11 protein-coding genes are annotated in these 15,228 nt (G+C 64.7%); 7 read left to right on the forward strand and 4 right to left on the reverse strand.

The genetic code is table 11. From position 1 onward, the window contains the following. Nucleotides 1-2: 2 nt before the first annotated feature. Nucleotides 3-1,874 (reverse strand): 3D-(3,5/4)-trihydroxycyclohexane-1,2-dione acylhydrolase (decyclizing), encoded by a 1,872-nt coding sequence (gene iolD, locus GWK63_RS07135; protein WP_007398360.1) that lies wholly within the window; start codon nt 1,872-1,874, stop codon nt 3-5. Between the two features lie 462 nt (nt 1,875-2,336). On the opposite strand from iolD, the gene GWK63_RS07140 reads away from it, so the two are divergent. The 6 genes from GWK63_RS07140 to GWK63_RS07165 all read left to right on the forward strand — a co-directional run bounded on the left by GWK63_RS07140 (nt 2,337) and on the right by GWK63_RS07165 (nt 9,111). Then, nucleotides 2,337-3,773, forward strand: a complete 1,437-nt coding sequence (locus GWK63_RS07140) for an NAD-dependent succinate-semialdehyde dehydrogenase (RefSeq protein ID WP_039998779.1) — start codon at nt 2,337-2,339, stop codon at nt 3,771-3,773. Between the two features lies 1 nt (nt 3,774). Continuing rightward, nucleotides 3,775-4,587, forward strand: coding sequence for an HpcH/HpaI aldolase family protein (locus GWK63_RS07145; protein WP_007398363.1), 813 nt, complete (start codon nt 3,775-3,777; stop codon nt 4,585-4,587). Then, the gene (locus GWK63_RS07150) at nt 4,587-5,549 is read left to right on the forward strand and encodes a hydroxyacid dehydrogenase (protein ID WP_007398364.1); all 963 of its coding nucleotides are present in this window, start codon (nt 4,587-4,589) and stop codon (nt 5,547-5,549) included. Before GWK63_RS07145 ends, GWK63_RS07150 begins: the two co-directional genes overlap by 1 nt. After that, entirely contained in the window at nt 5,546-6,733 is a 1,188-nt protein-coding gene (locus GWK63_RS07155) for a Gfo/Idh/MocA family protein (RefSeq protein WP_007398365.1), read from the forward strand. Before GWK63_RS07150 ends, GWK63_RS07155 begins: the two co-directional genes overlap by 4 nt. 395 nt (nt 6,734-7,128) lie before the next feature. Continuing rightward, nucleotides 7,129-8,622, forward strand: a complete 1,494-nt coding sequence (locus tag GWK63_RS07160; protein ID WP_007398366.1) for a sugar porter family MFS transporter — start codon at nt 7,129-7,131, stop codon at nt 8,620-8,622. A gap of 78 nt (nt 8,623-8,700) precedes the next feature. Further along, nucleotides 8,701-9,111: a tautomerase family protein gene (locus tag GWK63_RS07165; RefSeq protein WP_039998780.1), complete on the forward strand. Its 411-nt coding sequence runs from the start codon at nt 8,701-8,703 to the stop codon at nt 9,109-9,111. Between the two features lie 138 nt (nt 9,112-9,249). Here GWK63_RS07165 and GWK63_RS07170 read toward each other — a convergent pair whose 3' ends face one another. The 3 genes from GWK63_RS07170 to GWK63_RS07180 all read right to left on the reverse strand — a co-directional run bounded on the left by GWK63_RS07170 (nt 9,250) and on the right by GWK63_RS07180 (nt 12,785). Next, nucleotides 9,250-10,446 (reverse strand): MFS transporter, encoded by a 1,197-nt coding sequence (locus GWK63_RS07170; RefSeq protein WP_007398368.1) that lies wholly within the window; start codon nt 10,444-10,446, stop codon nt 9,250-9,252. A 155-nt stretch (nt 10,447-10,601) separates the two neighbouring features. Then, complete coding sequence (iolG, locus tag GWK63_RS07175; RefSeq protein WP_007398369.1) at nt 10,602-11,609, reverse strand: inositol 2-dehydrogenase; 1,008 nt, start codon at nt 11,607-11,609, stop codon at nt 10,602-10,604. Between the two features lie 261 nt (nt 11,610-11,870). Continuing rightward, nucleotides 11,871-12,785, reverse strand: a complete 915-nt coding sequence (locus tag GWK63_RS07180) for a LysR family transcriptional regulator (RefSeq protein ID WP_034932277.1) — start codon at nt 12,783-12,785, stop codon at nt 11,871-11,873. A gap of 135 nt (nt 12,786-12,920) precedes the next feature. On the opposite strand from GWK63_RS07180, the gene araD reads away from it, so the two are divergent. Next, nucleotides 12,921-14,702 (forward strand): L-arabinonate dehydratase, encoded by a 1,782-nt coding sequence (gene araD / locus GWK63_RS07185; protein WP_007398371.1) that lies wholly within the window; start codon nt 12,921-12,923, stop codon nt 14,700-14,702. The last annotated feature ends 526 nt before the right edge of the window (nt 14,703-15,228 follow it).

Genomic DNA, 15,228 nt, shown 5'->3' on the forward strand with positions numbered 1-15,228 from the left:
TTTTACACTCCAACGCGCTGTCTTGCGCGGATTTCTTCTTGTTCTTTTCTTGCAGCCTGAACGCTTTCGCGTGTCGAGACTTCCGGCACGCCCACGTCCCACGCGGCATCGCCCGGTGTCCAGGCCCAGGCATCGGTTGTAATGGACAGCACGGTGGTCCGGTCGGTGCCCCTGGCCCATTCCAGTGCTTCAGGCAGGTCCGCCAGGCTGTCGCATCGCCGGGCGGCGGCCCCCATGGCCTGCGCGTGCCTTACAAAGTCCACATGCAGCGGGTTTTCGGGCTGCTGCACGCGGCAGTCCACCAGCAGGTTGTTGAAGCCGGGCACCCCCTTGGCCTGCTGAAGGCGGTTGATGACGGCAAACCCGCCATTGTCACATACGATGATGATGACCTTGTGCCCCGTCAGCACGGTTGAATAGATGTCGGAGTTCATCATCATGTAGGTGCCATCGCCAATCATGACGATGGGCGTACCGCCGGGGCTGCCCGGTCCCTCACTGGCCATGGCATGGCCCCAGCCCGCCGCGATCTCGTACCCCATGCATGAAAAGCCGAATTCAAGGTCAAAGGTGTTGGGTGCCTTGACCCGCCAGCCCTTGGCCACTTCCCCCGGCAGGCCACCGGCCGCGGTGATGAGGGTATCGTGCTCGCCCGCGGCCTCGTTAACCATATGGACCACCTGCGCATAGGTGGGCAGCGGCGCGTTGGTGGGCGCCTGCAGGCGCGTCAGCAGCCCGTCCCAGTCCGCGAACAGCGCCTGGGCGCGGCGCATGAGTTCTGGCTCGGCCTTCCAGTCCCCCAGCAATGCGTCCAGCTCGCCCACCGTCTCGCGCGCATCGCCCACAACGGCCAGCGCACGGTGCTTGATAGCATCAAAACGCGCGGTATTGATGGAAATGAACTGCGCCGTGGGGCTAAACACGGTCCATGACCCGGTGGTGAAATCCTGCAGCCGGGTGCCGATTGCAACAATCACATCGGCTTCCGCCGCCAGGGCATTGGCGGATGTGGACCCAAGGATGCCGATCGGCCCGGCATGGGCTTCATGGTAATGGGTTACGCTGCCCTTGCCCGCAATCGTCTCGACAAGGGGGATGCCGTGCTTGAGCGCAAAGGCGGCCACTACGTCTTCCGCCAGTGAATAGCGCACGCCACCGCCCACGATCAGCAGGGGCTTTTTTGCCGCCTTCAGCCGCTCGGCCGCCTGTGCCAGTGCCGCGCGGTCAGGCCGGGGGCGGGGAATGCTCCATATCTTTTCCTCAAAGAAACGGACCGGGTAATCAAAGGCGATTTCCTGCACATCCTGCGGCAGGGAAATGAAGGCAGGCCCGCAATCGGCCGGGTCCAGCATGATGGCCGTGGCCTGCGGCAGGGAAGGCAGGATCTGGGCCGGGTGCATGATCCGGTCCCAGTAACGGGTTACGGGTTTGAAGGCGTCATTGACGGTAACCGTTGGGTTACCAAAATGCTCGACCTGTTGCAGCACCGGGTCGGACAGGCGGTTGGCAAACGTATCGCCCGCCAGCAGAAGCAGCGGCAGACGATTCGCATGCGCGACGCCTGCCGCCGTGACCATGTTCAGCGCGCCCGGCCCGATGGAGGCGGCGGCAACCATGATCTGCCGCCGCCGCTTTGCCTTGGCAAAACCCGTTGCGGCCAGCGCCATGGACTGCTCGTTCTGCCCGCGCCATGTGGGCAGCCTGTCCTGCACCGCTTCCAGCGCCTCGGACAGGCAACTGACGTTGCCATGGCCAAAAATGCCGAACACACCGGGGAAAAGCGGCACCCGGCTGCCGTCGATCTGTGTGAACTGATTGGCCAGCCACTGTACCAGGGCCTGCGCGGTTGTAAGGCGGATTGTCGCCTGTGTCATTTTTGTTTCCTCCCTTGACGGGTTGTCCCCAGCATATCCAAACGCAATAGGTGTTGACAATACTTTAAATACGCAACATTAATTGCAAACCCTGAAAAGACAGGAGGCCGGATGGTCAGGCTGGTGAATCGGGACGGCATCGTGCTGGTGCCGGGGCTGTGCCGTGCGGCAGTAAACGCCGCAGGGCGGGGCCGGTTCGCTTCCCCCGCATGCCATCGGCCGGATGGAAAAAACGCCATGAAAAAAGGGACGCAGGCCCGGTCCGGCGCGGGTCCGGTCACAAAGGGGCGGTCCGGTCCGCCCGCGGGCTGACGAAGCTGTGTTCACCCCCGCGCAACCGCACGATGCAGGGGCCGTTGCACGCGCTTCCACAGGCACGGCGTCCCGGCCCGTCACAAACGGGGAGGCGACCGGGTCAGTCGTCATATGTCGTGTCGTAAAAAAAAGAACGGGAACCAGATAATGTACACGCATTACGGATTGTTTATCGGGGATACATGGCGGCCAGCAGCGGATGGCAGGACCGAGCCGGTCATAAGCCCCGTATCGGAAACATCGCTGGGTGACGTGCCCTGTGCCGGCAGTGCCGATACCGAGGCCGCGATCGCGGCGGCACGCGAAGGGCTGGCATGCTGGCGCGCCACCCCGGCATGGGAACGCGCCACCGCACTGCACGCCATTGCCGACGAGATGACCCGCCGCGCGGAGGAAGCCGCACGGATCATTTCCGCCGAGACCGGCAAGCCCATTGCCCAGGCACGCCGGGAATGGGGGCTGAGCATCGACCAGTTCCGCTGGTATGCCGAAGAGGCACGCCGGATCTATGGCCGGATTGTCGAAAGTCGCGCCCCCGGTGGCCGCTTTGAGGTCAGTCACGAGCCGGTGGGCGTGGTGGCGGCGTTCACGGCGTGGAATTTCCCTGCCTCGCTTCTGGCGCGCAAGATCGCACCCGCCCTTGCGGCGGGCTGTTCGCTGATCGCCCGCCCGTCTTCACAGACACCGGGCAGCGCCATGATCATGGTAGACTGCTGCCGGGCGGGGAACCTGCCCGCGGGCGTGGTCAACCTGGTCGTCGGCCCGACCGAGGCCACGTACGGCCCGATCATGGAATCCACCATCGTGCGCAAGGTCTCGCTGACCGGCTCCACCCGCATCGGCCAGCAGATGATCCGCGATGCCGCTGCCACGATGAAAAAGGTGTCGATGGAACTGGGCGGCAATGCCCCGTTGATCATTTACGATGATGCCGACCTGGACCTGGCGCTCAATACGGCGGCACAGGCAAAGTTCGGCAATACCGGGCAGGTCTGTGTGGCACCGGACCGTTTTTTCATTCACGACCGGGTGCATGATGCGTTTGTGGAGGGGTTTGTCAGCCGCGCAAAGGCGTTGACGCTGGGCGACGGGCTGGACCCCGATGTGGGCATGGGCCCGCTGATCAACGCCCGTCGCCTGGCGGAAATGGAAGCCGTGGTGGCCGATGCCGTGGCCGGGGGCGCAAGTATCCGCACCGGCGGGCAGCGGCCTTCGGGGTTCAACAACGGTTATTTCTTTGAACCCACCGTGCTGACCGAAGTGACCGACACCATGCGCGTCATGGCGGAAGAAAACTTCGGCCCCATTGCCGCCATCACCCGCTTTTCGGATGAGGAGGAGGTGCTGACCCGCGCCAATGCATCGGACATGGGTCTGGCGGCCTATGCCTTTACCCGCTCACCCGCCCGCGCGCGCCGCACGGTGGCGGCGCTGAAGGCGGGGATGGTGGGGATCAATTCCTTTGCCCTTGCCGCGGCGGAAGCCCCGTTTGGTGGCACGAATTTCTCCGGCATGGGGCGTGAGGGCGGCTCCGAAGGCATTCTGGATTACCTGGACGTGAAACTGGCACAGGTGGTGTTCTGACATGATCCCCAATCCCGTAAGGCAGCTCTGGGCGCAGGGAAAACCCGCGCTGAATGGCTGGTGCTCGATCGGCAATCCCTTCACCGCCGAGATCATGGCCGCACAGGGCTATGACTCTGTCACCATCGACGTGCAGCACGGCGCGCTGGACTATAACAGTGCGCTGCCCATGATGCAGGCGATGCGGGCCTCGGGCGTGGCCCCCATGGTGCGCGTGCCGTGGCTGGAGCCGGGCATCATCATGAAAATGCTCGATGCCGGGGCTTACGGCGTGATCTGCCCCATGGTGAACACGGCGCGGCAGGCGGCCGAGTTTGTCAGCTACATGCGCTACCCCCCCGGCGGCCAGCGCAGTTTCGGCCCCACCCGGGTTTCGTTTGCGGCGGGCAGCAACTATGCCGGCTGCGCGAATGGCGAGATCCTGGCCTTTGCCATGATCGAGACCCGGCAGGGCATGGACAACCTGGCGGAAATTGCCGCAACGCCGGGGCTGGACGGCCTGTATGTCGGCCCCGCCGACCTGACGCTCAGCTTGGAAGGCGGCAGGCTGCCCCCCGGTTTTGACCGCGAGGAGCCGGAGATGATCGAACGGCTGCACGAAATCCTGGCCGCCTGCCAGAACGCGGGCATCCGCGCGGCCCTGCATTGTGGCACACCGGAATACGCGGCGCGCGCCATAGGCTGGGGCTTCGACATGACCACCGTATCGGGTGATTCGCGCCTGCTTGCCGCCGCCGCCGGGGCCAGTGTCGCGAAATTCCGCACCCTGCTCAGCCGTGACAGCGTAAGCGTCGTGCATGAAGGGGTGTACTGATGCCCCATATCCTGATCGCGGGCCGCCTGCACCCCGCAGGCATCGCGCTGCTCGATCGCACCCCCGGCGTCACCTATGATTATGTGGAGGACGTATCGGAAGCAAGTTACGCCCCCCTTATCGCGCGGGCGGACGCGCTGGTGCTGCGCACCCAGCCGCTTTCCGCCCGGACGGTGGAAAAGGCGGACAGGCTGCGCATCGTCTCCCGTCATGGCGTGGGTTATGACGCGGTGGACATCCATGCGCTGGACGCCCGTGGCATCTGCCTGTGCATTGCGGGCGATGTGAACTCCGTCTCGGTTGCCGAACATGCCATGACGCTGATCCTGGCCTGCACCAAGCACCTGCTGGCGGCGGACCACGCCGTGCGCGATGGCCAGTGGGCGTGGCGCAACCGGCTTATGGCAGGCGAGGTGGGGGGACGCCGCCTGCTGATACTGGGCTACGGGCGGGCGGGGCGGCACCTTGCCACCATGGCGGCGGGCTTTGGCATGGAGATCCGTGCCTATGACCCGTTCCTTTCCCGCCGGGGGGCATGGCCCGCAGGGGCGGTGCGGGAGGTGAGCGGACTGGAGGCCGGACTGGAATGGGCCGATATCATTTCGGTCAACGTCCCGCCCGCCGACCGGCCACTGCTGGGGGAGGCCGAACTGCGGCACCTCCGGCCGGGAACGATCATCGTCAATACCGCGCGTGGCGGCGTGGTGGATGAACCGGCCCTTGCCCGCGCGCTGGCCGATGGCCGCGTGGCCATGGCGGGGCTGGATGTGTTCGACCCCGAACCGCCCGCCACGGACAGCCCGCTGCTGGTATCCGACCGGGTCATCCTGACCCCCCACATTGCCGGGCTGACCATGCAGGCGGCCGAACGCATGGCCGTCTATTCCATCAGGAACGTTCTGGATTTTTTTGCGGGCACGCTTGATCCCGCCCTTATCGTGAACAGGGAGTTCGTAAAATGACCAAACCCAAACTGCGTATCGGCCTGATCGGCAGCGGCTTCATGGGCCGCACCCATGCCTTTGGCTATGCCACCGCATCGCGCGTGTTCGACCTGCCGTACCAGGTGGAACTGACCTGCCTTGCCGACATATCAGCACAGGCGGCGGCCACGGCGGCGGCGGCGCTGGGCTTTGCCCGTTCCACCGATGACTGGCGCGCGCTGGTCAACGACCCGGAAATCGATGTGGTGAACATCACCGCCCCCAATGCCTTTCACAAGGAAATGGCGCTGGCCGCCATTGCGGCGGGCAAGCATGTCTATTGTGAAAAGCCACTGGCCCCGCTTGCCGCCGATGCCCGTGAGATGGCCGAGGCCGCCGAGGCGAAGGGCATCAGGACGCAGGTCGGCTTCAACTACCTGTGCAACCCCATGTTCGCGCTGGCGCGTGACATGATCATGGCGGGCGAGCTGGGTGAAATCCGTGGCTACCGGGGCCTGCATGCGGAAGATTACATGGCCGATGCCACATCGCCCTTCACCTTCCGCCTGGACCCCGCAGGCGGCGGCGCGCTGGCCGATATCGGCAGCCACGCGCTGGCCACGGCGGAATACCTGATGGGTCCGGCGGCGGGCGCGATCACGCAGGTGATGGGCGACTGTGTTACCGTCATCCATGAGCGCCCCGATGGCAAGGGCGGCACCCGCATGGTGCAGGTGGATGATATCGGGCGCGCCTTCCTGCGCTTCGAGAACGGGGCCACAGGATCGATCGAAGGCAACTGGATCGCCACCGGGCGGACCATGCAGCATGATTTCGAGATTTACGGCACCAGGGGCGCGCTGGCCTTCACGCAGCAGCGCTTTAACGAACTGCACTTCTTCTCGGGTGGGGATGCGCGGGGCCGCAAGGGGTTCCGCCGGATCGAGGCCGGGCCTGACCACCCGCCCTACGGGCTGTTCTGCGTGGCACCGGGCCACCAGCTTGGCTTCAATGACCTCAAGGCCATAGAGGTGGCGGGCTACCTGCAGGCCCTGGCCGGGCAGCGTCCGGAGCCGTTCAGTTTCCGTGCCGGGCTGCGCATCCAGACGCTGGTGGAGACCATCCATGATTCAAGCCGTGATGCGGCGTGGAAGGATGTGCGCATGGAAGGCACGCCCCGTGCCCCCGCCGCACGCGAACCGCGCGAGGCCGTAGGGGCCTGAACGCATCCGCGTGTTGTCTTGCGCCGGAAATCCCGGTGCGCGTTACGCCCGCCGGCGGCGGGGTCGGGGTTACACAAATTCGCGTTATAAAATAAAAGACAAATAATAATAGCGAACCCCAAATAACAACATACGTTAAAATCTGCACTCAACTGTTGTCCTGCCAGCGCCTTTGACAGTGTTGCGCCGGGCTGACCGCCTTTTGGGTTCCCCTGCGCCGCAGGGGACCGCGTAGGGAAGATTGCGCGGGGGTGCGGGACAGTCCGGTGCGCCGCGGGCAATGACCGGTTGCCGGCATGCCGCCACGACAGGCCCCGCCCACAGGCGCCGGGCCATGCCCGGCCTGCTTCACCACGACAGAACAACAAGAACAAGTGACTGCTGGAGAAGGGTAAATGGTAAAGGAATCCCTCAAGGACATCGTGTTCGTCCGATCGGACCGGCATGATATCGGCTACGTATTGCGTATCTGTGCCATTGCCGCACTTGGCGGCATCCTGTTTGGCTATGACACGGCTGTCATTTCCGGCGCGGTGGAATCGTTGCAGGCATATTTCCATCTCTCCCCGGTGGAAATTGGCTGGGCGGTGTCCAACGTGCTGCTGGGCTGCATCCTGGGGGCCGCGGGTTCGGGCTGGCTGGCCGACCGGTTTGGCCGCAAGCCCACGCTGGCGGTCTCGGCGGCGCTGTTTACCGGCTCGGCCATCGGGGCGGCGCTGGCCACGGGGTTCACGTCCTTTGTGGTCTACCGCTTCATTGGCGGGGTGGCGGTGGGGGTCGCCTCATCCATCTCGCCCATGTACATGTCCGAAGTCTCGCCAAAGGATATGCGCGGACGGGCACTGTACATGGAACAGTTCGCCATTGTGGGCGGGCAATTGCTGGTTTTCATCGTCAACTACCTGATAGCGCGCAGCGCCAGCGAGCAATGGCTCATGACCGTGGGCTGGCGGTGGATGCTGGGCTCGGAAGTCATACCCTGCGTGATCTTCTGCATTGCGATCTTCTTCATGCCCGAATCCCCGCGCTGGCATGTGCTGCGCGGGCGTGACCATGACGCCATGAAAACCCTGACCCGCATCTCGAACGAACGGCATGCGCGTTCGGTGCTGACCGAAATCAAGGACTCCCTCGAGCACAAGGTCGAGGCTTCGGCACTGGGCCGCGCCGTTTCCTCACGCGGGGCGCGGTGGATCATATTCGTGGGCGCCATGGTGGCCATGCTGCAGCAGCTTACGGGTGTGAACAGCATGATGTACTACGCGCCGCTGCTGCTCGGCTCGGTCAGTGGCAGCGTGCAGAACGCCCTGTTCCAGACCATATGGATTGGCGTGGCATCGGTGTCGGGTGCGGTGCTGGGGAGCTGGGTGATTGACCGCAAGGGGCGGCTGCCGCTGTTCCGCATCGGCTCGATCGGCATGATCATCGGGCTGCTTATCGCCTCATGGGCGCTTTATACCCAGACGCAGGGCTATTCCGCGCTGATGGGCATGCTGATCTACATGCTGCTGTTCGGCTTGTCCTGGGGGCCGCTGACATGGGTGCTGATTGCCGAAATCTTCCCCAACCGCATCCGTGGGGTGGGCATGAGCATCGCGGTTTCCGCCAACTGGGTGATGAACTTCATCGTCAGCCAGCTTTTCCCCATGATGGCGCAGAACCACAGGCTTGACGCCCTGTTCCATGGCGCGCTGCCGATGTGGCTCTTTGCGGGGTTCACCCTGCTCTCATGGTGGTTTGTCGAGCGCTATATCCCCGAAACCAGGGGGGTGGCGCTGGAAAAGATCGAAAGCGTCATGCTTACGCCAAAACGCCGCCGCACCGCGGCTGGCATGGCCCCGGCCACACCCCCGGCCGATGGCCTGACCGACCTTGCGGGCCGGAAGTAAGGCCGGGCCGTGCCATGGCGGGAGCGGGCCATGTGGCGTGCGCCCGCCTTTCCCTTTTCATGCATCAGGAGAACATCAATGCCGCTTCTTCATTTCCACCTGCTCGAAGGCCGCACGGACGCCGAGATCCGCACCCTGCTGGACGCGGCGCATGAAGCCATGCTGGAAGCCTTTGCCGTGCCCCGGCGTGACCGCTACCAGCTTGTATCGGAATACAAGCCCTCACACATGATCGTGGAGGATACGGGACTGGACATTCCCCGCACCGACAAGGTGGTGGTGGTGCAGATGTTCAGCCGCCCGCGCGGGGCGGACAAGACGGCCGAATTCTACAGGCTGCTGACCGAGCGCCTGGAACAGGCATGCGGCATCGCGCCGTCCGATGTCATGGTATCGGTCGTGGAGAACGCGGACGCCCACTGGTCATTCGGCAACGGGCGGGCGCAGTTCCTGACGGGCGAGCTGGGGGGCGGCCGGGCGGTTCACTGACCATCTGCCGGACGCATCATAATAAAACAGTCAAGGTTTTTGGTGCCGCCTTTATTCCAAGGGCGGCATTTTTTTGAAATGTCCTGAAAAAAGCCTCACCAAAAACGCCCTGCTGCCTTTACTTCTTTCCGGGGCTGCCTAATCCTCCTGCGCGGAAGCGGGCAGGGCGTGGGGGAAGGCGGCCGGATTGCCCAGTGCCAGAACAAGGCCGCACACCACGATGGCGATGGAAAGCGGCGTCAGCACGCCAAAGCCATAGACGGTCAGCACCCGCCCGCCCACGGCCGAACCCAGCAGGATGCCCACATTGCTTGCGGCATTGATCGCGGCCCCGGCCACATCGGGGCGGGTGGCGCGCGCACGGATCGCACCGGACATGACAAAGGGGATCAGCCCCGAATAGCCGATGCACCACAGCCCCACGGCCGCCACCGCCACCCAGCCCGACACGATGTGCCCGTATATCAGCCCCATGCCCACCAGCATGGCCAGTCCCCCCGCCAGCACGCCCATGGCGGGGTTGCGGTCAACCAGATGCCCCGCGCCCCACAGGCCAAGGATGCTGATGCCGCCTGTCAGCAGCAGGGCAAGGCTGAGCGCGCCCGCCGCCACCCCGTGGTCAAGCAGCAGGGGCGTGACATAGGTGTAGAGCAGGTTGTGGGCAATGAAGAAGACCCCGTCCACCACAACCACCACCATGAAGATGCGCATGACGCGGCGCGAACGCATGGCGGGTAGGCTTTCGCGCACATGCACGGGGGTGGAAACCGGCGGCAGGAAAAACGCGATGCACAGCGTCAGCACAAGCGAAAGCCCGGTCAGGATGAACATGGCCATCCGCCAGCCCACCAGCTGCCCCGCCGCCGCCATGCCCGGAACGCCCAGGACCGCGCCAAGCGAGGTCCCGCCATAGACAAAGGAAATGGCCCGCCCCGTCATGGCCTGCGGCACCAGGCGCGCCGCATAGGCCGAGACGATGGACATGAGCAGCGCATGCGCCACCCCGCCAATCATCCGCCCCACGCAGACAAGGACGAACGTGGGCGCGATGGCCACCACCAGATTGGACAGCACATACCCCGAAAGCGAGAGCACCATCAGCCGCTTGCGGTCGATATGGGCGGTCAGGATGGTCAGTGGCACGGCACCCAGCGCCACCAGCAGCGCAAAGGCGCTGACCGCCAGCCCCGCCTGTCCTTCCATGATATGGAAGGCGTGTGCCATGTCGATCAGGATGCCCACGGGCGCGACTTCGCTGGTCAGCGCGGTGAAGGTGCAGGCGAACAGTGCCCACAGGCCGATCACGGCCCCGGCAGGCAGGGATTTGAAAAGCATGATGAACCGTGCTGGCTACAGGAATGCAGGAAAGGGATGTCCAGTCCCCTTCTGGCATTCCCCGCGCCGGAACGGAACAGGCGACTGGCCGGCAACGAAAAATTGTCCGCCCCCCGGTTGCCCATGCCTGTCCATGGCCACCATGGGCACGGCGGCTACCCGATCTCGCTTACCCGCACCATGCGCCCTTCATGCAGGGATTTCAGCGCGGCTTCGGCCAGGACCAGCGCCTGGCGCCCGTCATTGTAGCCTACGGCAACCGGGCGGCCGTTTTCCACCGCATCGACAAAGGCGTCGATCTCGGCATCGAACGCCTCGCGGTAGCGTTCGATGAAGAAGTTCAGCAGCGGCGCGGCATGGTCGGTAAAGTCGGCACCGGACAGGACCATGTGGTGCGGGCGGCGGTTTTCCGATACCGCCATGCCCCGGCTGCCAAAGGCTTCCACCCGCTGGTCGTAGCCATAGGCGGCCTCACGCGCGTTGATGAGCACCGCCTGCCGGCCCGATGCGGTTTTCATCACCACCGTCAGCGTGTCATGATCCCCCAGCGTCTCCATCAACGCGGGCGCCACCAGACGGGAGCCGGTGGCGAAGACTTCGGTGGGTTCCTCATCCAGAATGAAGCGCGCCATGTCGAAATCATGGATGGTCATGTCCCGCAGGATGCCGCCGGATCTGGCCAGATAGGCAGCCGGCGGCAGGCCCGGATCGCGTGAGGTGATGATGACCTGATACAGTGTACCCAGCGTGCCATCGCGCACCGCCGCGCACACCGCCCTGTGGCCGGGGTCGAAACGCCGCACGAAGCCGATCTGCACCGGCAGGGTCGTGCCCGCAATGGCGGCGGCGCAGCGGTCCACCCGTTCCAGGCTGAGGTCGATCGGTTTTTCGCACAGTACCGGCTTGCCCGCGGCAATCGCCTGTTCCAGCAGGTCGGCATGGGTATCGGTTGCCGTGGCAATCAGCACCGCGTCCACATCGGGTGCTGCCAGCACGCTGGCGGCCGATGCCATGACCGGCGCGCCGGTGGCAAGGGAGACCGCCCGTGCGGCGTCCGGGTTGATGTCATATACTGCCGCGACCCGTGCGCGGGGATGTGCGGCAATATTGGTGGCATGCATGGCGCCAATCCGCCCGCAGCCCAGTACCCCAATTCCAAGCATGAAAGGTTTCCCTGACCTAATACGCAATTTTTATTGCGCCATTCAGTATTTTTTGGGTGATTTGTGAATTCCTGCGCATGACGCAAGGCGCGTGAAACCTGTGCCCCGCCTTCTGGTCATGATTGCCCTATATTCTCCCTCTGGTCCGACCGGCGGCCTGCAGGACGCATCCGGCCGTCCACGCGGCAACGCGGGACGGGGCATTGCGTCAAAACCAGACTTGGTATGGATCAATGCACGGTGGGCATTGATCGCCCGCCATCAGGCGGCGGGCGGGGCAGGGGCCTGTGTTCCGGCCATACGGGTCACGGCCGCCATGACATTGGCCAGCACGGGGCTGACATTGTGCGCCCGGTGCAGCATGTACAGCTCCGCCTGGACATCCGCGCCAAAGGCCAGCGGGCGGCAGACCACGCTGTCGATCCCCAGCCGGGATGCGGATTGCGGGATCAGGGCAAGTCCCACCCCGGTCTTTACGACCGAGAGCAGGGCGTGGATCTGGTTCAGGTGATGGACAAGGCGCGGCTGGATGTTCGCCTGGGCCAGCAGGCGGTGGACAAGGTCATGGAAATAGCCGCCGCCCAGGATGGAATACATGATCAGGTCCTGCCCCTCCAGGTCGGCCGGTGCCAGCGCGGGCAGGGCCGCAAGCGGGTGGCCCGCAGGCAGGGCGGCCACCATGGGTTCGGCCAGTACCCGGTGGGCGCGGGTTTCCACCGCACTGAAGGGCGGCCGCACGAAGGCCAGGTCGATGCGGTGGGCGGCAAGGGCGGCAACCTGGTCGCGGGTGACCATTTCCTCCAGTGTCAGTTCAATTTCGGGATGGGCCTCACGCACGCCATGGATCAGGCGGGGCAGGAAATCATAGCTCCCCGATGGCGTGAACCCGACCGCAACCTGCCCCAGCGCGCCACGCCGGGCGCGGCGGGCCAGCAGTGCCGCGTCCTCGGCATGGCGCAGCAGGCTGCGGGCCTGCGGCAGGAAGACCGCACCGGCATGGGTCAGCCGCACGCTGCGGCTGCTGCGCTCCAGCAGTTCCACGCCCAGCGCGTGTTCCAGAAGCTGGATCTGCCGGCTTAGTGGTGGCTGCGTCATGTTCAGCCGGGCGGCGGCGCGGCCAAAATGCAGTTCATCCGCAACCGTGACAAAACACCGGACCTGCGTGAGCTGGAGCATTGATGCCAATCCTGTCTCGATCCATGCCGTATCTGGTCTGGACAGTATAAAGCGCCAGCGCCCTAACTGTCGCAACACGATATGCATTCCGACAGGCCATGACGGCGGCCGGGGTGTCAGAAAGGGAGCAGAAGCATGACAGAACATGCCAGCACGCCAACAGGGCACCAGACAGTACCAGAACACGAAAGGCGCCCACTGCGCAGCGCGCGCTGGTTCGGCCCGGCCGACCTGCGCAGCTTCGGCCACCGCTCGCGCGCCATGCAGATGGGCTATGCCCCGCAGGACTGGGAGGGCAGGCCGGTCATCGCCATCCTCAACACATGGTCCGACATCAATCCCTGCCACATGCATTTCCGCCAGCGTGTGGAGGACGTGAAGCACGGGATACTGGCGGCAGGCGGCTTCCCCATGGAACTGCCCGCCATTTCGCTTTCCGAAAACTTCATGAAGCCCACCACCATGCTGTACCGCAACATGCTGGCGATGGAGGCGGAGGAACTGCTGCGCGCCTACCCCGCCGATGGCGCGGTGCTGATGGGTGGGTGCGACAAGACCACGCCCGGCCTGCTGCTGGGGGCCACCAGCATGGACCTGCCCGCGATATACGTGCCCGCGGGCCCGATGCTGCGCGGCAACTGGCAGGGCCGCACGCTGGGTTCGGGGTCGGATTCATGGAAATACTGGGATGAACTGCGCGCGGGCACGATCACGCAGGCGGACTGGCAGGGGGTGGAAGCGGGTATCGCGCGCAGTGCGGGCACCTGCATGACCATGGGCACCGCCAGCACCATGACCGCCATTGCCGAGGCGATCGGCCTCTCGCTGCCGGGGGCCAGTTCCATCCCGGCGGTTGATTCCAGCCACATCCGCATGGCCAGAAGTGCCGGTCGGCGCATTGTGGACATGGTGTGGGAAGACCTGCGCCCCTCGAAAATCCAGACGCCCGCCGCCTTTGCCAACGCCATTGCCGTGGCCATGGCCATGGGGTGTTCGACCAACGCCATCATCCACGTCATTGCCATGGCGCGGCGGGCGGGGGTGGCCATCGGGCTGGATGATTTTGACCGCGCCAGCCGCGAAATCCCGGTCATTGCCAATGTCCGGCCCACGGGCACCACCTATCTTATGGAGGATTTCTATTACGCTGGCGGCATCACCGCGTTGATGAAGCGGATCTCACGCTTTCTGGACCTGACCTGTCTTACGGTCACGGGCCGCAGCGTGGGGGAGAACATCGAACAGGCGAAAGTGTGGAACGATGACGTGATCCGCCCGCTGGACCAGCCGATGTTCAGCGGGCAGGCGGGGGGCGCGCTGACCGTGCTGCGCGGCAATCTGGCGCCCGATGGCTGCGTGATGAAACCGGCCTGCTGTGACCCGAAATTCCACAGGCACAGTGGCCCGGCGCTGGTGTTTGATGACTATCCCACCATGAAGAAGGCGCTGGATGACGAGACGCTGGATGTCACGCCGGACCATGTTCTGGTCCTGCGCAACGCCGGCCCGCTGGGTGGTCCCGGCATGCCGGAATGGGGCATGCTGCCGCTGCCGCGCAGGCTGGTGCGCGAAGGCTGTAGGGACATGCTGCGCATCTCGGATGCCCGGATGAGCGGGACCAGCTATGGCGCATGCGTGCTGCATGTGGCCCCGGAAAGTTACGTGGGCGGCCCGCTGGCGCTGCTGCGCACGGGGGACATCATTACGGTGGATGTCCCGGCGCGCACGATCAGCATGGCGGTGTCCGATCAGGAACTTGAACGCCGCCGTGCCAGCTGGACACCCCCGCCCGCCCGCTACGGGCGCGGCTATGGCTGGATGGCAGGCCAGCACATGCGCCAGGCGAACGAGGGATGTGATTTCGACTTTCTGCAGACCGATTTCGGCCCCCCGGTGCCGGAGCCGGTCATCTACTGAACAGGCAGTATTCCATAAATCGTAAGAAAGTTTTTGGTGAAGTTTTTTTTCAGAAAGCTTCGGGAAGCGTCGCCTGTCCGAATAAGGGGCGCGATCGGGAAACTTTCATTATTTTTCATTCATGCAGCCGCTTCCCCGCGCCTGCGTGGCGGTGTCAGCCGTGGCGTGCGGGTCCGTGCTGTCCGGCGGCCTGCGTACAGTCCCGTGCCACGATACGGGTCGTATGGACCGGACACCACGGGCCAGCAGTCGTTTCCGCATGGTTTCCGCAGCATGCGAAGTGTAACGGACTGCGCCTGTGCCAACTGCTTCCTGTCCGGATCGTGCCGCATCCGGTGCCCGAAAACCCGCTGTCGGCCTTCGTGCGCAGCGATGTGCCGCGGGTATTGGTCCTTGCCATCCTGTCTGGCTGTGCCCTGTCCTGTCCATGGTGGGGGAAAGGGCAGGCCGGTCATGGTGCGGGTCGATTCACCGGCCGCCGTGCCGTTCCGCATCATGGGCATGGTCATCACGGCGGGGCCGGGCG

The sequence above is a fragment of the Komagataeibacter rhaeticus genome (assembly GCF_011611525.1).
GTDB lineage: Bacteria > Pseudomonadota > Alphaproteobacteria > Acetobacterales > Acetobacteraceae > Komagataeibacter > Komagataeibacter rhaeticus.